At 60.9% G+C, this 19,640-nt stretch carries 20 protein-coding genes; 7 read left to right on the forward strand and 13 right to left on the reverse strand.

Annotated features, from left to right (window positions below):
- Nucleotides 1-41: 41 nt before the first annotated feature.
- Genes N1078_RS01415 through N1078_RS01450 form a run of 8 tightly spaced genes read right to left on the reverse strand, consistent with a single transcriptional unit; the run spans nt 42 to nt 7,967 of the window.
- Nucleotides 42-1,046, reverse strand: coding sequence for a septal ring lytic transglycosylase RlpA family protein (locus N1078_RS01415; protein WP_274086420.1), 1,005 nt, complete (start codon nt 1,044-1,046; stop codon nt 42-44).
- Nucleotides 1,046-2,056 carry a lytic murein transglycosylase B gene (mltB, locus tag N1078_RS01420; protein ID WP_274086421.1) on the reverse strand — a complete coding sequence of 337 codons (1,011 nt, stop codon included), beginning with the start codon at nt 2,054-2,056 and terminating at the stop codon, nt 1,046-1,048. Before mltB ends, N1078_RS01415 begins: the two co-directional genes overlap by 1 nt.
- A gap of 17 nt (nt 2,057-2,073) precedes the next feature.
- Nucleotides 2,074-3,177 carry a rod shape-determining protein RodA gene (gene rodA / locus N1078_RS01425; protein WP_274086508.1) on the reverse strand — a complete coding sequence of 368 codons (1,104 nt, stop codon included), beginning with the start codon at nt 3,175-3,177 and terminating at the stop codon, nt 2,074-2,076.
- A gap of 38 nt (nt 3,178-3,215) precedes the next feature.
- On the reverse strand, nt 3,216-5,105 hold the full coding sequence (mrdA, locus tag N1078_RS01430; protein ID WP_274086422.1) for a penicillin-binding protein 2: 1,890 nt from the start codon (nt 5,103-5,105) through the stop codon (nt 3,216-3,218).
- 27 nt (nt 5,106-5,132) lie between these two features.
- Nucleotides 5,133-5,600, reverse strand: a complete 468-nt coding sequence (rlmH, locus tag N1078_RS01435; protein WP_274086423.1) for a 23S rRNA (pseudouridine(1915)-N(3))-methyltransferase RlmH — start codon at nt 5,598-5,600, stop codon at nt 5,133-5,135.
- A gap of 12 nt (nt 5,601-5,612) precedes the next feature.
- Nucleotides 5,613-5,984 (reverse strand): ribosome silencing factor, encoded by a 372-nt coding sequence (rsfS, locus tag N1078_RS01440; RefSeq protein WP_274086509.1) that lies wholly within the window; start codon nt 5,982-5,984, stop codon nt 5,613-5,615.
- 43 nt (nt 5,985-6,027) lie between these two features.
- On the reverse strand, nt 6,028-6,702 hold the full coding sequence (gene nadD / locus N1078_RS01445; protein ID WP_274086424.1) for a nicotinate-nucleotide adenylyltransferase: 675 nt from the start codon (nt 6,700-6,702) through the stop codon (nt 6,028-6,030).
- Nucleotides 6,702-7,967: a glutamate-5-semialdehyde dehydrogenase gene (locus tag N1078_RS01450; RefSeq protein WP_274086425.1), complete on the reverse strand. Its 1,266-nt coding sequence runs from the start codon at nt 7,965-7,967 to the stop codon at nt 6,702-6,704. The genes nadD and N1078_RS01450 overlap by 1 nt, the downstream gene beginning before the upstream one ends.
- A 182-nt stretch (nt 7,968-8,149) precedes the next feature.
- Here N1078_RS01450 and N1078_RS01455 point away from each other — a divergent pair, with 182 nt between their 5' ends.
- Nucleotides 8,150-8,866: a DNA-3-methyladenine glycosylase gene (locus N1078_RS01455; protein WP_274086426.1), complete on the forward strand. Its 717-nt coding sequence runs from the start codon at nt 8,150-8,152 to the stop codon at nt 8,864-8,866.
- Entirely contained in the window at nt 8,863-10,179 is a 1,317-nt protein-coding gene (locus N1078_RS01460) for a bifunctional DedA family/phosphatase PAP2 family protein (protein WP_274086427.1), read from the forward strand. The genes N1078_RS01455 and N1078_RS01460 overlap by 4 nt, the downstream gene beginning before the upstream one ends.
- On the opposite strand, the gene N1078_RS01465 is transcribed toward N1078_RS01460, so the two are convergent.
- Genes N1078_RS01465 through N1078_RS01475 form a run of 3 tightly spaced genes read right to left on the reverse strand, consistent with a single transcriptional unit; the run spans nt 10,173 to nt 11,843 of the window.
- On the reverse strand, nt 10,173-10,760 hold the full coding sequence (locus N1078_RS01465) for an LON peptidase substrate-binding domain-containing protein (protein WP_274086428.1): 588 nt from the start codon (nt 10,758-10,760) through the stop codon (nt 10,173-10,175). The two genes, N1078_RS01460 and N1078_RS01465, sit on opposite strands and share 7 nt — an antisense overlap.
- Nucleotides 10,761-10,770: 10 nt before the next feature.
- A complete protein-coding gene (locus N1078_RS01470; RefSeq protein ID WP_411912087.1) occupies nt 10,771-11,487 on the reverse strand; it encodes an LrgB family protein in 717 nt (238 codons plus the stop codon).
- Nucleotides 11,484-11,843, reverse strand: coding sequence for a CidA/LrgA family protein (locus N1078_RS01475; RefSeq protein WP_274086429.1), 360 nt, complete (start codon nt 11,841-11,843; stop codon nt 11,484-11,486). Before N1078_RS01475 ends, N1078_RS01470 begins: the two co-directional genes overlap by 4 nt.
- 219 nt (nt 11,844-12,062) lie before the next feature.
- Here N1078_RS01475 and N1078_RS01480 point away from each other — a divergent pair, with 219 nt between their 5' ends.
- The 5 genes from N1078_RS01480 (at nt 12,063) to N1078_RS01500 (ending at nt 16,101) form a co-directional block, all read left to right on the forward strand.
- Complete coding sequence (locus N1078_RS01480; RefSeq protein ID WP_274086430.1) at nt 12,063-12,518, forward strand: MaoC family dehydratase; 456 nt, start codon at nt 12,063-12,065, stop codon at nt 12,516-12,518.
- Between the two features lie 131 nt (nt 12,519-12,649).
- Nucleotides 12,650-14,377 carry a C13 family peptidase gene (locus N1078_RS01485; RefSeq protein ID WP_274086431.1) on the forward strand — a complete coding sequence of 576 codons (1,728 nt, stop codon included), beginning with the start codon at nt 12,650-12,652 and terminating at the stop codon, nt 14,375-14,377.
- An 82-nt stretch (nt 14,378-14,459) separates the two neighbouring features.
- Entirely contained in the window at nt 14,460-15,101 is a 642-nt protein-coding gene (locus N1078_RS01490; protein ID WP_274086432.1) for an oxidoreductase, read from the forward strand.
- Between the two features lie 15 nt (nt 15,102-15,116).
- Nucleotides 15,117-15,467 carry a DUF5629 family protein gene (locus tag N1078_RS01495; RefSeq protein WP_274086433.1) on the forward strand — a complete coding sequence of 117 codons (351 nt, stop codon included), beginning with the start codon at nt 15,117-15,119 and terminating at the stop codon, nt 15,465-15,467.
- 22 nt (nt 15,468-15,489) lie between these two features.
- Nucleotides 15,490-16,101, forward strand: coding sequence for a class I SAM-dependent methyltransferase (locus N1078_RS01500; protein ID WP_274086434.1), 612 nt, complete (start codon nt 15,490-15,492; stop codon nt 16,099-16,101).
- Between the two features lie 105 nt (nt 16,102-16,206).
- Here N1078_RS01500 and N1078_RS01505 read toward each other — a convergent pair whose 3' ends face one another.
- Together N1078_RS01505 and N1078_RS01510 are read right to left on the reverse strand one after the other, a co-directional pair.
- Entirely contained in the window at nt 16,207-18,837 is a 2,631-nt protein-coding gene (locus N1078_RS01505) for an EAL domain-containing protein (RefSeq protein WP_274086435.1), read from the reverse strand.
- Between the two features lie 119 nt (nt 18,838-18,956).
- Nucleotides 18,957-19,604 (reverse strand): response regulator transcription factor, encoded by a 648-nt coding sequence (locus N1078_RS01510; RefSeq protein ID WP_411912086.1) that lies wholly within the window; start codon nt 19,602-19,604, stop codon nt 18,957-18,959.
- Between the last annotated feature and the right edge of the window lie 36 nt (nt 19,605-19,640).

The following is a 19,640-nucleotide window of genomic DNA, read 5'->3' on the forward strand; positions in this document are numbered from 1 at the left end:
GGTTGTTTGTTTAGTCCAGCAGAAAAACCATAAGTGCCCCGTCAGTCTGCTTTGACCAAGGCTGGCTCGCCAAGATTAGCCAGGCGCACAGTGTTTTGCAGCTGCTCAGCCTCGCCCTGGTTGCTCACCGGCCCCAGGCGCACGCGGTGCAATATCTGCTGGTTGCGCACCACTGAGCTGACGAACACTGGCGCAGCCACTGTTTCGCTCAGCTTCGAGCGCAGTAGCTCCGCAGCGTCCGGATTGGCGAAAGCGCCCACTTGGAGATACAGGCCAGAGGCTGCGACTGAAGCGTTTTTTTTTGCGTCAATCTGCACGGGAACGACCGCAGCGGCGTGCTGCTGAGGGGGCGGCGAGTACTGCTCGAATGGTTGAGATACAGGCTGCGGCGTAGCTTTAACCTGAGCCACCTGCTGCGGCGCGGCTAGCACCATCGGTACCGGACGCCCCTGTTGAGCCCACCACTCGTGCGGATCAATCCCCTCAACCTTGACCCGCGCAGTACCGCTTTCGGCGTAACCGAGCTTCTTCGCCGCGGCGAAGGACAGATCAATAATCCGATCGGAATAGAAAGGCCCGCGGTCATTGACCCGCAAAATGGCGCTCTTACCGTTTTCTAGGTTGGTCACCCGCACGTAGCTGGGCAGCGGCAAGGTCTTGTGTGCGGCGGTCATGCCGTACAGGTCATAGGTTTCACCGTTAGCGGTGGCCTGGCCGTGAAACTTGGTGCCATACCACGACGCCGGGCCCACGGCCTGATAGCGCCGGGCATCGGGGATCGGGTAGTACTGCTTGCCGAATACCGTGTAAGGGCTGGCTTTAACCGAGCCGTAGTGCGGCATCGGCACCGCATCGGGAATGCGTGAAACGTCGACGTCCCACCAGGGCGCGCCATCCTTGTGCGGCCGGTTGAAATCATCCGGGCCGGAAATCCCCACACCTGGCTGCACCGGTGCTACGGGCTGCGGCGCACGGGTGGAGGAGCAACTGGCCAACAGCAGCGCGAGGCTGGCGTAGGCGGCCAATTTAAAGGGTAAACGCACCATCAATTCTGACCTCGTGCATCAACCAGCAACTCGGCCAGCTGATTGACTGCCATGGCATACATCACACTGCGATTGTAGCGGGTGATCACAAAGAAGTTAGGCAGCCCCATCCAGTACTCGGCGCCCTCGGCACCGTCCAGACGGAAGGCGGTCACGGGCAAGTCGTCGGCCAGCGGATCAGCACTGGTCCAACCCAGCGCCCGCAGCTCAGCGGCATTCTTCACCGGATCAAGACCAACGGTCAGACCCTGCTCGGCCTGCGCGCCCTTGACGGTAGCGGCGCTGACCACCGGCTGACCTGGCTGCCAATGGTGACGCTTGAAGTAGCTGGCGACGCTACCAATGGCATCCACCGGGTTATTCCAGATATTGATATAGCCATCGCCGTCAAAATCCACGGCATAGGCGCGGAAACTGCTCGGCATAAATTGCGGCAGGCCCATGGCCCCGGCGTAGGAGCCGGTCATGCTCAGCGGCTCGACCTGCTCTTCGCGAGTCAGCAGCAGAAACTCGCGCAGCTCCTTGCGGAAGAAAGGCGCGCGCGGCGGGTAATCGAAGGCCAGGGTCGACAGCGCATCCATCACCCGCCAGCTGCCGGTATTGCCGCCGTAGAAGGTTTCCACGCCAATAATGGCCACAATTATCTGTGCCGGCACGCCGTACTCGGCCTCAGCGCGGGCCAAGGTCGCCTCGTGCTGCTTCCAGAACTCAACGCCCTTGCTGATGCGCTTGTCGGTGATAAAAATCGGCCGATAGTCCTTCCACGGTTTAGCCTTTTCCGCTGGCCGCGAAATAGCGTCGAGAATCGCCTGTTTGCGCTCGACCTCGGCAAACAGCCCAACCAACTGCTCGCTGGCAAAACCGTAGTCGCGGGTCATTTCGCCGATGAATTCAGTCACCTGCGGTGACTGCTGATAATCACCGGCCAGCACGGGCTGAACCATCCCACACACCCCGGCCAAGGCCAGCCAAGGTGCAGTACGTACCATCCAACCACGTGCGTTGCGCATTAAATTCATAATCCCAATCAAGCCTGCGTCATCCACTTACGGTGAGTGTGGATCGACATCAAAATCCCAAATCCTGCGAGTAGCGTAATCAACGAAGTGCCGCCATAACTGATAAACGGCAACGGCACCCCAACCACCGGCAACAAACCGCTGACCATACCGATATTGACGAAGACATAAACGAAGAACGTCATGGTCAGCGCACCGGCGAGAAGCTTACCGAACAGCGTCTGCGCTTGCACGGTAATCACCAGGCCGCGCGCGATCAACAGCATGTACACCAGCAGTAACAAACACACGCCTACCAGGCCGAATTCCTCGGCGAGCACCGCAATAATAAAGTCGGTGTGGCTTTCTGGCAGAAAATCCAGGTGCGACTGGGTGCCTTGCAGCCAGCCCTTGCCCAACACACCACCGGAGCCGATAGCGGCCTTGGATTGGATAATGTTCCAGCCGCTGCCCAGCGGATCGCTCTCAGGATTGAGAAAGGTCAGCACGCGCTGCTTCTGATATTCACGCATGACAAACAGCCACATACCGATGGCGATTGGCACCACCGCCGCCACCGCCCCAATCACCCAGCGCCACTGCAGACCGGCGATAAACAGCACAAAGCCGCCAGAGGCGATGATCAGCAGCGAGGTGCCGAGGTCAGGCTGCAGCATGATCAGCACAAACGGCACAATGATCATCGCCAGGCTGATACAGATATGCTTTAGCCGTGGCGGCAGACTGCGGCTGGACAGGTACCAGGCGATAGTTGCCGGCATGATGATTTTCATAAATTCCGAGGGCTGGAAGCGGATCACCCCAGGGATATTGATCCAGCGTGTGGCGCCCATGGCGTTGTGCCCCATGACGTCCACTGCGACCAGCAAAGCGACACCGCCAACATAGGCCAGCGGCACCCAGCGCGCCATAAAGCGCGGTTCGAACTGAGCGATGATGAACATGCCGACCAGACCAATGCCGAAGGAGCTGGCCTGCTTCATTAACATGTCGACGTTCTTGCCACTGGCGGAATACAGAATAAACAGGCTGCCGGTCGCCAGAATCAGCAGCAACACCAACAAAATGCCATCGACGTGCAGGCGCTGCAGCAGAGTGGCGCGGCGGCGCAGCAAGTCATCGGTGGAGAGGTTTCGGTCGAAGCTATTACTCATCGTGCGCTAACCTCAGCCGCCACAGGCGGAGCATATTCGGCTTTCAACTGACCGTTTTCATCCAGCAGCCAGGCATCGATCACCTGCTTAACCACGGGCGCCGCCACACCGGAACCTGACTCACCATTCTCCACCATCACCGATACGGCAATCTGTGGGTTGTCCGCCGGCGCAAAGGCGACGAACAACGCATGGTCACGGTGACGCTCGGCGACCTTGCTGCGGTCATACTTCTCACCTTGCTTGATTGCCACCACCTGCGCCGTGCCGCTCTTACCAGCAATCCGGTAGAGCGCCGCATCGCCAACCTTGCGCGCGGTGCCACGCGGGCCGTGCATCACCTGCTCCATACCGTGGCGGCCGTTATCCCAGAATTTTGGATCACGCAGCACAATATCAGGCAGCGGATTGGGGTCGACGGGGACGCGCCCCTGAATAGTCTTGGCCAGGTGCGGACGAATCCACTTGCCACGCGTGGCCATCAGCGTGGTGGCCTGCGCCAGTTGCAGCGGGGTGGTCTGCATATAACCCTGACCAATACCCAAGATCAGCGTCTCGCCCGGGTACCAGGCCTGGCGATAGCGCACGCGCTTCCACTCACGCGACGGCATCAAGCCAGCGGTTTCTTCAAACATGTCCAACGACACGCGCTGGCCCAGGCCGAAACGGCTCATGTAGTCATGCAGCCGATCGATGCCCATCTTGTGCGCCAGCGAGTAGAAGTAAGTGTCGTTGGAACGCGAAATGGCCAGGTCCATATCCACCCAGCCATCGCCATTCCGGTTCCAGTTACGGTACTTGTGCTGCAAATTGGGTAACTGGTAATAACCCGGGTCGAACACCCGCGTCTGCGGCGTGACCACGCCCGCATCCAGGCCAGACACCGCCACCATGGGTTTGATGGTCGAGCCCGGCGGATAAAGGCCACGCAGTACACGGTTGTACAGCGGCCGATCAATCGAGTCGCGCAAATCGGCATAGGCTTTGAAACCGATGCCCGTCACGAAGGGGTTGGGATCGAAGCTTGGCTGACTGACCATCGCCAGCACCTCACCGGTTTGTGGCTGAATCGCCACAATCGCCCCACGGCGGCCCGCCAGGGCGGCCTCGGCGGCCTCCTGCAAGCGGATATCCAGGCTCAGCACAATGTCCTTGCCGGGGATCGGGTCGGTGCGGTTGAGCACGCGCAGCACCCGGCCACGGGCGTTGGTCTCGACTTCCTCGTAACCCACCTCACCGTGCAACTCGTCTTCATAGAAGCGCTCGATGCCGGTCTTGCCGATATGGTGGGTGCCGCTGTAGGACACCGGGTCGAGCTCTTTCAGTTCTTTCTCGTTAATACGCCCGACATACCCCACCGAATGGGCAAAATGCTCACCCAACGGGTAGTGCCGCACCAGCTGGGCAGAGACCTCAACGCCCGGCAAACGGAACTGGTTGACCGCGATGCGCGCGATTTGCTCTTCACTTAGCTCAAACAGCACCGGGACCGGCTCGAAAGGTCGCCGTCCCTGACGCACGCGCCGCTCGAACAGCGCACGGTCATCGGGCTCCAGTTCCAGCACATCGACAATTGCATCGAGCACCTGAAGCCAATCACCGGCACGCTCGCGGGTCAGGGTCAGGCTGAAACTGGGCCGGTTATCGGCAATGATCACGCCGTTACGGTCATAAATCAGCCCGCGACTCGGCGGAATCGGCTGCACATGGATGCGGTTATTTTCCGCCAGGGTGGTGTGGTACTCGAACTGCACCACTTGCAGGTAATACAGGCGCGCCAGCAACACCGAGGTCAGCAACAAAACCAGCACAGCACCGACCAGCGCCCGCTTGCGGATCAGGCGGCCGTCTTTCTCGTGGTCTTTAAGGCGGATAGGCTGCGGCATCGGTGGCTGCTGATTATGGGTGGAGAATCATTTGTGATACGGATGGCCGGACAACACGGTCCAGGCGCGGTACATCTGCTCGCCAATCAGAATACGCACTAAGGGATGCGGCAGGGTCAGCGGCGACAACGACCAGCGCTGCTCACTGCGCGCCTGTACCTCGGGCGCCAGCCCTTCTGGCCCGCCGACCATCAAGTTGACGGTGCGTGAGTCCAGGCGCCACTTATCCAGCTCGACCGCCAGTTGCTCGGTGCTCCAGGGTCGCCCTTCGACTTCCAGGGTGACAATCCGTTCCCCTGGCTGCACCTTGCTCAGCATGGCCTCGCCTTCCTGACGGATCATCCGCGCCACATCGGCATTTTTGCCGCGGGTGGTCAGCGGAATTTCCACGAGTTCCAGGGACAGCTCGCTAGGCATACGCTTGGCATATTCCTGCCAACCGTCTTCCACCCAGCGCGGCATCCGCGAGCCCACCGCAATCAGCTTGATACGCACAGAGGTGCGACCTTACTGCTTATCAGCGTCAGGTTCAGCGCTGAACTGCGCACGGCTCTGCTCGGCACCCTGCCACAGACGCTCAAGGTCGTAGAACTGGCGGGCCGTTGGCAGCATCACGTGCACCACGATGTCGCCGAGGTCGAGCAATGCCCACTCGCCGGTGTCCATGCCTTCAGTACCGATCGGGCGCACGCCCTGCTCTTTTACTTTTTCCAACACGTTGTCGATCAGCGATTTAACGTGACGGCTGGAGGTGCCGCTGGCGATCAGCATGAAATCGGTGATGCTGGTTTTGCCGCGTACATCGATGGTGGTGATGTCCTGCGCTTTGATTTCTTCCAGAGCAGCGGTGGCCAGTTTGACCAGGTCTTCGCTCGGCATGATTTTTTTTGCGTTCGTCATAAGTAACTCGTTTGCCTCGTGTTCAATTCGCGCCACGGTACAGTCCGTGCGCATGGATATAGGCCAGTACCGCGTCAGGCACTAAAAAGCGTGCCGACTTTCCGCTCGCCAGTAGCGCGCGGATCTGGGTGGCCGACACCGCCAAGGGTGTCTGCCAGATAAAAGCAATTTGCCCACTCGGCCCACTCAGGGCCGATGGGTCACTCACACTGCGCGCGGCCAACAGGTTACGCAGCGCTTCGGGCGCCTCACTGTTGGCATCCGGACGCTGCAACACCAAGATATGGCAATGCTCCAACAACTCATCCCAGCGCTGCCAACCGGGCAAGCCACAGAAGGCATCCCACCCTAGGATGAGCAACAACTGGTCATCGTCCGCCAACTCAGCGCGCAATGACTCCAACGTATCGATGCTGTAGGACGGCTTGTCGCGTTTCAGTTCGCGATCATCCACCTGCAGCACAGTGGCGCCCGCAAGCGCCAGTTCAACCATAGCCAGGCGATCCATCGCACTGACCTGCGGTGCGCTGCGGTGCGGCGGCCGCGCATTGGGTATCAGGCGCAGCTCATCCAATAACAGCGCCTCGGCGACTTCCACGGCGCTGCGCAAATGACCGATATGCACCGGATCAAAGGTGCCACCGAGCACACCGATGCGGCGGGCGTCGGTACGTCGGACGCCGTCGCGTCGGGCCATCAGGTACGGATATGCCCGTCGCCGAACACCACATACTTCTCGCTGGTCAGGCCATCCAGGCCGACCGGGCCACGGGCATGCAACTTGTCCGTGGAGATACCGATTTCCGCACCCAAACCGTACTCAAACCCATCGGCAAAGCGGGTCGAGGCGTTGACCATCACCGAGGCGGAATCCACTTCGGTCAGGAAGCGCCGCGCATCACTGAAGTTCTCGGTAATGATCGAGTCGGTGTGCTTGGAACCGTAGTGGTTGATGTGCTCAATCGCTGTTTCCAGCGAATCAACAATACGAATCGCCAGGATCGGCGCGTTGTATTCGGCAAACCAGTCGTCTTCGCTCGCTTCCAACACATCACTGCCCAGCAGTGCGCGGGTCGCGGCATCGCCACGCAGTTCAACGCCCTTGTCGCGGTAGATAGCGGCCAGAGACGGCAACACCTTGGCGGCAACGGCGCTATGCACCAGCAAGGTTTCCATGGCATTGCATGGCGAGTAACGCTGGGTCTTGGCGTTATCGGCAACCCGAATCGCCTTGTCGAGATCGGCGGCGACGTCGATGTAGACGTGGCACACGCCATCCAAATGCTTGATCACCGGCACCTTGGCATCGCGGCTGATGCGCTCGATCAGGCCCTTACCACCACGCGGCACGATCACATCCACGAACTCGGGCATGGTGATCAGCGCACCGACAGCGGCGCGGTCAGTGGTTTCCACCACTTGCACGGCGCTGGCAGGCAAGCCAGCTTCGCTCAAACCCAGCTGAATGCAGCGGGCAATCGCCTGGTTGGAATGAATCGCCTCGGAGCCGCCGCGCAGAATGGTCGCATTACCGGATTTCAGGCACAGGCTGGCGGCATCGATGGTCACGTTCGGCCGCGACTCATAAATGATGCCAATCACGCCAAGCGGCACACGCATCTTGCCGACCTGAATACCGGACGGCATAAAGCGCATGTCGCGGATCTCACCAATCGGGTCTGGCAGCGTGGCGACCTGACGCAGACCTTCGATCATGCTGTCGATCACCGCTGGGGTCAGCGCCAGACGATCGACCATGGCCGGTTCCAGACCGCTGGCGCGCGCGGCGGCCAGGTCCAGTTCATTGGCACTGGCCAACTCGCTGCGCGCAGCATCCAGCGCGGCGGCAGCGGCCTGCAAAGCACGATTTTTCTGCGCAGTACTGGCGCGCGCGAGCACGCGCGAGGCGCTGCGAGCGGCCTGTCCCAGGCGGGTCATATAGTCGAGCACGGACTCAGTCATAGTCTTGGCGGGTCTGGCGGTTGAAAAAAGTCGCTGAGTATAACGGTCGCGCCGCTCCACGCCCAGCGCTGCGCGGCGGACGGTAGGCGCGAAGCAGCAGACACGCGCGCATTCAGGCACGCTTCATGCGCTTATTGTTACTATCGCCCACCCCATGTACCGCCGAGCAACCGTGACAGCGCATGCCACACGCCCCCAACCCTAGCCCGCCCTGGCCCCAAGGCCGCGCCCTGCCGGCGAGCTTTTTCGACCGCGATGCACGCGTGTTGGCGCGCGAACTGCTCGGCAAGGTAATTCGCCATAAGCACGGCGAGCACTGGCTGAGCGCACGGATTATTGAAACCGAAGCCTATTACCTAAGCGAGAAAGGCAGTCACGCGTCCCTCGGCTATACCCATAAACGCCGAGCGCTGTTTATGGCGGGCGGGCACATTTATATGTACTACGCGCGCGGCGGCGATTCACTGAACTTTAGCGCTCAGGGGCCGGGCAACGCAGTGCTGATCAAATCCGCCTACCCGTGGCAGGACACGCACAGCGGCGCGGATGCCGTAGCCCAGATGCAACGCAACAACCCCGACCGCCAAGGCCGAGCACGCCCGCTAGACAAACTGTGCAATGGCCAAACCCTCCTGTGCAAAGCCCTCGGACTAAAAGTGCCCGATTGGGACGCACAACCCTTCGATGAGCAGCGTTTGTTTGTCGAAGACCTCGAGCACGCCCCCGCGCACGTCGTGCAATGCACGCGCCTGGGCATCCCCCAGGGCCGAGACGAGCAACTGCCCTACCGTTTTGTCGACGCCGACTTTGCCCGCCATTGCACGCGTAACCCACTGCGCCGCGGACAACTAGCCGGCCAGGATTATCACTTACTCAGCCGTACGGACAATCATCGATGAGCCACTGGTTCGACACCCTGACCCTCTGGCTGAGCGCCAACCCGCAATGGCTGGGCCTGGCCATTTTTCTGCTCGCCTGCCTCGAATGCCTGGCGATTGTCGGCTTATTGGTGCCCGGCACCGTGCTGCTGTTCGCGGTGGCCGCACTGGCGGGCAACGGCGCACTGGGCCTGAGCGAAACCCTGTTGCTGGCTTTTTTCGGCGGCATGCTGGGCGACTGCCTGTCCTATGCGCTGGGGCGTTATTTTCATCAGGACATCGGCCGATTACCGGTACTGCGCAATAACCCACAGTGGCTGAGCAGCGCACACGGTTACTTTCTGCGTTACGGCGTCACCAGCCTGTTGATCGGTCGTTTTATCGGCCCGCTACGCCCCATGCTGCCGATGATCGCGGGCATGTTCGACATGCCCTTCGCACGCTTTTTTATCGTCAGCCTGCTGGCCGGAGTCGGTTGGTCAGTCGCCTACATGCTGCCTGGCTGGGCGACTGGCGCGGCGCTGCGCCTGCCGCTGCCGGAAGGCTTCTGGACGGAGGCCGGGGCCATTGTGGCCGGCGTGGCGCTGGTGGTTGCCGTCAGCGTACAAGGCAGCGTGCGCGGCCTGCGCCATACCAGTTTGCTGACTGCGGGTGCGTGCCTGGCGCTGCTGATTGGCCTGATGCTCAGCTGGCCACACCTCAGCCCGCTCGACCAAGGCCTGCTGAGCCTGGTTCAGGAGCATCGTGCGCCCGCACTGGATACGCTGATGGTGCTGATCACCCGCCTCGGCGATCTGACCACGCAACTGGCAGCCGCTTTACTGCTGTGTTTGGCGCTGCTGGTAACGCGGCAATGGCGAACCCTATGTTTGGCCATCGGCACCCTGCTTGGCACGGCCTTAGCAAACAGCGCGCTAAAGACGCTCTTCGCGCGCAGCCGCCCCGATGTGCTGCTCGAACCCCTGAGCAGCTTCAGCTTTCCCAGTGGCCACAGCTCGGCAGCGTTTGCCTTCTTCTTACTACTCGGGGTGCTGGCCGGGCGCGGACAACCGCCGCGCATGCGCCTGGCCTGGCTGCTCCTGGCAAGCTTCCCCGCTGCGGCGATTGCCGGTTCAAGGGTTTACCTGGGAGTGCATTGGCCCAGCGACATCATTGCCGGCGCCATCCTGGCGGCCTGCATCTGCGCCCTGAGCCTGACACTGGTGCAATGGCGCACAGCGCTGCCGGCCTTGCCTAAAAAGACGTGGTGGCTGCTGCTACCGGCGATTATCGCTCTGCTGGGCGGCATCACCACCTGGCAGTTGTCCGCCGGGCTGCAGCTGTACCGCTACTGACGCTCGCCCTGCAACTGCTCAAGCAGTTGCTGCAACAGCTCCAAGCGCAACGGTGCATCGACGGTTTCGAGCAACGTCAGCTTTTGCTCAACGTCCAACGGCAACAGGTAAGCCAGTTGGTTAGCCAATGCATCCTGGCCTGTCGGCTCGCTCGGCATACCCAAGGACGCCACCAGCGGATGTGCGTTTAGCGCCTCCAGCAGGGCGGCCAAGTCGGCATGCTCAGTGGTCAGAGGCTGCTCCGGCGGCTCATCCAGCCACTCGACCTCGGCCAGGGCCAGCTGGTCAGGCAGCACTTGGGCGCGCTGCACGCGAAACCGCCGACCGCCTTCAACCCGGATACCCAACAGGCCATTGGGCCGCTGCTGGAAGTCGCGGATCAGCGCCTCACAACCGACGGCCGAAAACTGCCCGGCAGCCTCACCCACCTCAGCGCCATCGATGATGCAGACCACGCCAAAGCCCTGGTTCTGCTTCATGCAACGGCTGACCATGTCCAGGTAACGCGCTTCGAACACCTGTAAATCCAGCATGCAGCCTGGAAACAGCACGGTATTCAGTGGAAACAATGGCAGGGTCATGGGCACCTCCTTATAGCCACAACAAAATAGCCAGCGGCAGCAACACGGCCGTGAACACGCCCATCAGGCTCATCGCCAGGGCAGCAAATGCCCCGCACTCCTCGCCTTCCTGCAGGGCGCGCGCGGTGCCGACCGCATGCGCGGTCAGGCCCAAGGCCATACCCAGCGCTGCGGGATGCTGCACCCCCAGACGCTTAAGCAATGACGGGCCGATGATCGCGCCAATAATCCCGGTGATCATCACAAACACCGCGGCCAACGCCGCAATACCGCCAATCTGACTGGCCACCAACATGGCAATCGGCGAGGTCACCGACTTGGGCGCCATGCTCATCAGCATGATGTGTTCCGCGCCAAAGGCCCAGGCCAGGGTCACCCCCAGCGCCGTAGCAACCACACCGGCCACCAGCAGCGTAATAAAGGTCGGCCAGAACAGCTGACGAATCCGCCGCAAGTTAACAAACAACGGTACCGCCAGCGCCACCGTGGCGGGCCCGAGGAACAGGGTCAGCGCGGTGGCACTATCTTTGTACTCCGCGAAGGTCAGGCCGCAGGCCAGGAGAATGCCGATCACCGTGAGCATCGACACCAGCACCGGCTGCAGAAACACCCAGCGGGTCTTTTCGTAAGCGGCCATGGCCAACTGATAAGCACCAAGGGTAATGCCGACGCCAAACAGAGGATGGTGCGTCAGCGCCTGCCAGGCGGCGTGCCATTCCACAGTCATGCGTCCCTCCTGCGTTGCTGGCGGTTGATCAGTTTCTGCATCAGCCAGCCGGCGAATGCAATGGACAGCAACAGGGATAACAGCAGCGCACCGGCAATCGCCCAAAAGTCGGCAGAGATCGCCTCGGCATAGGCCATTACCCCTACCGCTGGCGGCACCAGCAATAACGGCAGGTACTTCAGCAGGCTGCCTGAAGCCTGACGCAGCGGCTCACCCACCTCACCACGCAACAACAGAAAAGCAAACAGCAGCAGCATGCCGATAATCGGCCCCGGCAGCATCGGTATCAGCAAAACGTTCAGCGCAGTGCCGAGCAACTGGCACAGCACCAGCCAAAAAAGGCCGCGTAACAACATGACGGGTAATCTCCGAATCGTATGATCCCAGGCGTAATGCCACGCATTATAAGCAAAAGCCCCCTGTAACGGCCGGTTTACAGCGGTTGCGCGAGATAAACCGTGACCTAAGGCCGCGCTGCACTCGCCACTTGACCCGGTGGCGAACCCATGATGATCTTAGGACAGAAGGATTTACGCCCCCAAAAAAAACAACACTCGCGTCTTCAAGGAGAAACCATGACTTCAGTACCCGCCGCCGAACTGTCCAGCTACATCGGCAAAGAACTTGGCCGCTCCGACTGGCTGACCATCGACCAAGAACGCATCAACCAGTTCGCCGAATGCACGGGCGACCACCAGTTCATCCATGTCGATCCGGAAAAAGCCAAGCTCACCCCGTTCGGCACCACCATCGCCCACGGTTTTCTCTCGCTGTCACTGGTGCCCAAGCTGATGGAAGGCATCATGATCATGCCCACTGGGCTGAAAATGGCCGTCAACTATGGCCTGGACAGCGTGCGTTTTATCCAACCGGTAAAGGTCAATTCCAAGGTTCGTCTGTCAGCCACCCTGACCGAAGTGACGGAGAAAAATCCGGGCCAGTGGCTGCTCAAGGCCAAGGTAGTGCTGGAAATCGAAGGCTCGGAAAAACCGGCCTATATCGCTGAGCCGCTGACCCTCTGCTTCGTCTGATCACTGCCGCCAAACCAAAGCGCACAGACATCCGTCTGTGCGCCTCTGTTGTGGCCGCTACGCGCGCTCTATCACGGCACATGCAGCGGTTTAAGGCATACTCAGCCGACCCTACAGACCGGATTTTCTGCATGCGCCGCCTTTCCCATCTAGCGCCCTTGAGCCTTGCTCTACTGCTTGCCGCCTGTGGCGATGGCGAACCGCTGTTGCCCGCCGACGCGGTGCTGCCCGATGGCGGGCGCTACCGTGGCGAGGTACTCGACGGCCTGCTGCAAGGCCCGGGCCGCCTGGATTACAGCGACGGCCGTTATTACCTGGGATCGTTTAAAGATGGCCAGTTCAACGGAACCGGTGAATGGCACAGTGCGCAGGGCGAGGTGTATAGCGGGGAATTTCAGGGCGGTCATTTCCATGGCCAGGGCCGCCTGGATTACAGCGATGGCAGCCGCTATATCGGTGGCTTTGCCAACGGCGCGCCCAACGGCGAAGGCCACCTCAAAAGCAGCGAACTGGAATACCGCGGCGAATTCAGCAATGGCCTCTACAGCGGCCTGGGCTCGTTGCAGTGGAGCCATGGCGAACGCTTCCAGGGCCAGTTCCGCAAGGGCCAGCCCCACGGCCAAGGCGTCCTGAGCGACGCTGAAGGCAATGAATACGCGGGCACCTTTGATAATCAGCAACTCAACGGCCAGGGCAGTTTCAAGAACCTGGGCGGCGATCTCTACAGCGGTGAGTTCCGCGACAACCAATTCCACGGCAAAGGTCGCTTTCAAAGTGCGGATGGCGACGTCTGGGGCGGGCGCTTCGTAAATGGCAGCCTGACCGGCCAAGGCCAGTTCAAGGGCGTCGATGGCAGCCATTACGTTGGCCAGTTCCGCGACTGGAACTACCACGGCGAAGGCCGCCTAACCCTCGTCGACGGCAGCGTTTATCAGGGCCACTTTGCCTACGGCAAATACCACGGCAAAGGCAGCCTGACCCAGGCAGACGGCAGCCTGCAAAGCGGTACCTGGCGGCAAGGCCGGCTGATTCGCGACAGCGACGGCCAGGCAGTACCCGACACTTTGGCTATTGGCTTACTGGAGCAAGGCCGACTGCTCGACGCCGCCATTGACCAGCTGCCCGCCTCGACCCCCGCCATCGAACTGTATGCGCTGACCCTGGCCGGCGACGGCAAACAAAGCGTGTTTATGCGCGAGGCCGACTACGTGGGTGACCTGCTGCAAAACCGCTTTGCTGCCCACGGCCTGATTACCCTGGTCAATCACCGCGACCACCTGGCGGATCGCCCGCTGGCCACCAGCGCCAGCCTGGGTCGCAGCATTCGGGCCCTGGCTGAACGCAGCGGTGAAGAAGACCTGATCTTTATCTACCTGACCAGCCACGGCTCCGCGCAACACGAGCTGCACCTCGACCAGCCACGCCTGCAGCTCAGCGACCTACCCGCCAGCGAACTGGCCACCCTGCTGACACCGCTTAAAGAGCGCTACAAGGTGCTGGTAATTTCGGCCTGCTACTCGGGTGGTTTTATCCCCAAAATGCAAGATGAGAAAACCCTGGTGATCACCGCCGCGCGCGCCGACCGGGTGTCCTTCGGCTGCTCGGAGGAAAATGATTTCACTTACTTCGGCCGTGCGTTATTTGCCGAAGCCCTGCAACAGACCGATGACCTGCAGCGCGCCTTCACACTGGCCCAGGCCAGCGTCGCCGCGCGCGAAAAGGCCGATGGCTTCGAGCCGTCCGAACCGCAAATCTGGCCCGCCAAGGCGGTCCTCGCACAGTGGCATAAGCTGCGTGAGCAGCAAGCGGCACTCGCCCTCAACAGCCAAAACGCCGCGCAACCTACGGACCAGCCGTAACCCTTACAGCGACCTGCAAGCGCAGAGTGCGCAGCCCCTACAGCCTGTTAAGCTGATGGATATCAGCGGAGAACCCCACGCTATGTATTTGACGCCCCAGCACATCCTTCTCGCAGGCGCCACCGGCCTGACCGGCGAGCACTTGCTGGACCGCCTGCTGAATGAGCCCACGGTCGCCCGCGTGCTAGCCCCCAGCCGCCGGCCACTGGCTGAGCATGCGCACCTGGACAACCCGCAGGGCGAGCTGCTTGCCCTACTGCCGCAACTGCAGGGCAAGGTCGATACGGCCTTCTGCTGCCTGGGCAGCACAATTAAACAGGCCGGCTCGCAAGCTGCCTTTCGCGCCGTCGACCATGATCTGGTCATCGCCTTCGCCGAACGTGCCCGCGCCCTCGGTGCGCGCCACCTGCTGGTGATCAGCGCCCTCGGTGCAGACCAGGGCTCGACAGTGTTTTACAACCAGGTCAAAGGTCAGATGGAGCAAGCCCTGCGCGCGCAAGACTGGCCGCAACTGACCATCGTCCGCCCCTCGCTGCTACTCGGCGCGCGCCAGGAGTTTCGCCTCGGCGAACGCCTTGCCGCACCTTTTATGCGCTGGCTGCCGGGCAAATACCGCGGCATCGACGCCACCGTACTGGCCCGCGCCTTGTGGCGCTTGGCCCTGGAAGAAGATGCCGGCACTCGCGTGATCGAATCAGACCAACTGCGCCGCCTCGGCCGCTAACAGAAGACCCCACCTATGAGCACCACCCCGCACGACCTAATCAGCGCCCTGAAGCATGCCGACATGCTGGAAATCGACGGCCTGCATGCCTGGCAGTTCAGCCTCAACGCCGAACAACTGGCGCAGCATCAGACTGGCGGCCAAGCGGCCACCGACGCGCCGCTGTTGAGCATCGAATGCATGGACGGCCGCGCCCTGTGCAAATGGCACTTCAGCCTGGCCCAGATAATCGCCGCGCGCTTTGATGGTGAAGCCGATGCCTGGCGCCTCAACGACACGGCCGGCCCTCACCTGATCAAGTGCTTTGCCGCCGTCAGCGGCGACAACAGCGATCAGCCGGAAGACGCCAGCAACGACGCCGAATAGCGCAACGCGCGAGGTAAACCCTGTGGGCTTATATGACCGTTACCTGCTGCCGCACCTGATCGACTTCGTCTGCGGCATGGGCGCGGTGATGAAGGCCCGCTCGCAGTTGGTGCCTCAAGCCCACGGGCGGGTGCTGGAAATTGGCATCGGCAGCGGCTTAAACCTGGCGTTCTACGACGCGCAAAAAGTCAGCACGATCATCGGCGTCGACCCCAGCGCCGACATGCAGACGCTGGCCAGGCAACGGGCCGACGCGATCAGTATTCCCGTGGAGATGATTGCCCTGGAACTGGGGCAAATTCAGGCCGAGGATGCCAGCTTCGATTGCATCGTCTGCACCTTCACCCTGTGCACCATTCCCTATGCCGTCGCGGCCCTGCGCGAGATGCGCCGGGTGCTCAAGCCGGGTGGACGTTTACTGTTTTGCGAACACGGCCTGGCACCCGAGCTGCCGGTATTGCGCTGGCAGAATCGCCTGACGCCGCTGTGGAAACCGCTGACCGGTGGTTGCCATCTCAATCGTGATATCGCCGCACTGATCCGCGCGGGCGGCTTTCACATCGGCGAGCTGAGCAACCGTTACCTCAAGGGCCCCAAGCCCATGACCTATATCTATCAGGGCTGGGCCGACTAGGCCGTTGCTATACCGCCAAATCCCACCTATTAGAATTAGACTCCGCTCGGCGCTCTGGCGGCGCAGCGGCAGCCCCTGCTGCAAGCTTCAGCGAGCACGCCACGATTACACCGATTCACACAGCTGCAGGGCTTCAAACGCATCAATGGCAATCGGCTTGCTGAACAAATAACCCTGGAAGTGCTTGCACCCATTCGCCAGCAGCACCTCATGCTGCGCCTGGGTTTCCACACCCTCGGCAATGGCTTCAAGCCCCAGGCTCTCAGCCAACGCCAAAATTGCCCGCACGATCGCCAGGCTGCTGGAACTGCCAGGCAAATCACGCACAAACGACTGGTCGATCTTCAACTGATCAAGCGGTAACTGCTGCAGATAGGCCATTGATGAATAGCCGGTGCCGAAATCATCGATGGAGAACCGAATGCCGATGGCCTGCAGGGTTTGCATGCGCACAGCCGCCTCGTTCTTGTCGGTCAGCAACAGCGACTCGGTAATTTCCAGCTTCAAGCGCTGCGGGTTGGCGCCGCTGTCAGCCAAGGCCTGATGCAAGATGTCGATAAAGTCGTCCTTAAACAGCAGCCGGCTGCTGATATTCACCGACAGGCTCAACCCGGCCAACCGCGGCTCACAGGCCCAGCGCGCCAGCAAACTGCAGCCTTGTTTAAGCACATAGAGATCAAGCTCGGCGATCAGCCCGCTGCGCTCGGCAATTTCAATAAATGTCCCCGGCCCCAGCAAGCCACGCTGCGGATGCTGCCAACGCACCAGCGCTTCCGCGCCCTGCAACTCGCCGTACTGATTGATTTGCGCCTGCAGGTACAGCACAAACTCACCGTCAGCCAGGCCGCGGCGCATATCTTGCTCCAGCTGCAGGCGCAAACTGACCACCTCCTGCATACGCGGGTCATAAAAGCTCAAGGTGTCCTTGCCGGCTGATTTGGAACTGTACATAGACAGGTCGGCGCACTGCATCAGCTCATCCACCGACTGCTGCTCATCGTTGAACAACACGGCGCCTAGGCTCGCGCTGTTGAAGAAGTGCTGACCATTGACCTCATACGGTTCTCGCAAGGCGAGCATCAGCTTGCTGCCGATGTGTTCAACCTGGGAGCCGGCGTCTTCGGCGATAGGTTCCAAGCCCTCAAGCATGATCACAAACTCGTCACCGCCCAAGCGCGCCACCGTATCCAGCTCACGCAAAGCGCTTTTTAACCGTTCGGCCACCTGGCAGAGCAACTCGTCCCCCACCTGATGCCCATAGACATCGTTGACGTTTTTAAAGTCGTCCAGGTCGAGAAAGATCAACGCCGCGTAATGCCCATTGCGGCGGCACAGCGCGGTGGCCTGCTCAAGCCGATCACGTAACAGGCGGCGGTTGGGCAGGCCGGTCAAGGGGTCATAAAAAGCCAGATGGAGGATTTTCTGTTCGGCATTTTTGCGCTCGCTGATATCCACCAACGAGGCCACGTAGTTCGTCACCAGCCCGTTTTCATCATGCACGGCACCAATGGTCAACCACTCGGGGAAGACCTCACCGCACTTGCGCCGATTCCATATCTCGCCTTCCCACAGCCCGGTTTCTTGCAGGCTGCGCCACATAGCCTGATAAAACTCCGGGCCCTGACGCCCCGAACCAAGCATGCGTGTGGGCTGCCCAACAACATCTTCCAGGCTGTAGCCCGATATCTCGCTGAAGGCCCGGTTGGCTTTGAGGATGCGCGTACTGGCATCAGTAATCAGCATGCCTTGGGGCGACTCAAAGGCAATGGCAGAGATGCGTCGATCCAACTCAAGCGCAACACGCTCGGTAATGTCGCGCGCCATAAAAACCAAGGCCCGCTTGCCATTCACCTTAATATCCAGACGCCGCGCACGGCCTTCAAACACCCGCCGCCCCGCCGGCGTTTGCATGTCGTATTCAATACTTTGCGCCTGGTCGCTGGCCAGGGTGCGCCCAATCAACTGCATGAAAAGCTCGGCCTGACTGGTTGGCAGCACATCCGCCATAAGCCGACCCAGCAAGCCGGCACCGCCGGAAAACAGCAGGTCGCTGTCGGGGGCCTTGATCTTCACATAACGGCCATCCTCATCCAGCACCATGGACAGGTCAGGCACCGCCTCGGTAATCGCCCGCAACTGTGCCTCGCTCTGGCGCAGTGCTTCACGGTCACGCTTCTGCCGGCGAATATCCTTCAACAGATAACCGAGCACCACGGTTGCAGGGGTCAAGACCAAGAATAAAGGCCAAACCGCATATTGCCAGGACGCGGCAAACTGCTCAGAGGGTAATAAGGCCAGGTTGGCGAACTGCAAGCACTGCACAAGACCGGCAAAAATCAGTAGCGAGAACACGCTGAATGGCACGCGGCCCGTCATGTGCAGGCGGCGATACGCCAACCCCATAAGCACCGGCATGAGAATGTTGAGCAGCCCCGGCATTGCGCCCACACCGCCCAGCCACAGGCGGTAAACCGCAGCAATAGCGCCAGCAATCAACCCCACCAGTGGCCCACCGAAGAAGACCGCCATGCTCAGTACCACGGTGCGCGCGTCGAAGATCAAGCCTTGCTCAAGCGTGAAAGGAAATGCCATACCGATCACGCAGGCCGCGCCAAACAACACTCCGGAGAGCAGCTTGCCGGAGATCAAGTTTTCATCCAGATAACGCGTCATCAAACCATGCATCCAACACAGCATAATCAGCAAAATGGCATTATTGATCAGTTCCAGAAGCATTCAGTTATCCAGGTTAGGCGTGGGTAGAGCGTGCGAGCTAGGCCATAAATGATAGCAACTGAGCATGGTTCACGAATGCGCAATGTTCAGGTACCCAGCCCACGGCAGCCAGGCTCAGGTCACGGCTGCTCGCCGCGCAGCTGCAAGGCGTCCACCAGCCCGGCGGCAATCGCCATCCCCACCAGATCAGCGAGGGTTTCGGCCTGCATGCGCTTCATCACCCGCGAGCGGTAGAGGTCGATGGTTTTGACGCTGATATCCAGCTGCTCGGCCATCTCACGGTTGGTGTAGCCACGCACTAACGGCAGCAGCACGTCACGTTCACGCGGGGTGAGGCTGGCCAGGCGCGCTTCCACGGCCTGCAAGCGCGGGTCCGCCTGCTCCGCCGCCGGCGCATGGCTCAAGGCCTGCTGCACGCTGTCGAGCAGCAACTGCTCGTTATAGGGCTTTTCGATAAAGTCCACGGCGCCGGCACGGAAGGCGCGCACCACGATGGGCACATCCGCATGCCCGCTGACGAAGATCACTGGCATTTCAATGCCGCGCGCGCGCATTGCGTCCTGCACATTCAGCCCGCCCATGCCTGGCATGCGCACATCCAGCAGCACACAGCCATGGCTGTGCGTATCACAGGCATCGAGAAATGCCTGACCGCTGGTGAACGGCAGCGCCTTGAGCCCCACGGACTCCAGCAGCCAGACGGTGGAGTCGAGCATGCCCTGGTCATCGTCGACCACATAAACCTGGTGTTGCATCTGCAGGCTCATGCCCTGCTCCTTTTATTGTTATGCATTCGCTGTGTT

Origin of the sequence: Pseudomonas sp. MIL19 (assembly GCF_028680365.1) — a bacterium.
Taxonomy (GTDB): domain Bacteria; phylum Pseudomonadota; class Gammaproteobacteria; order Pseudomonadales; family Pseudomonadaceae; genus Aquipseudomonas; species Aquipseudomonas spirodelae.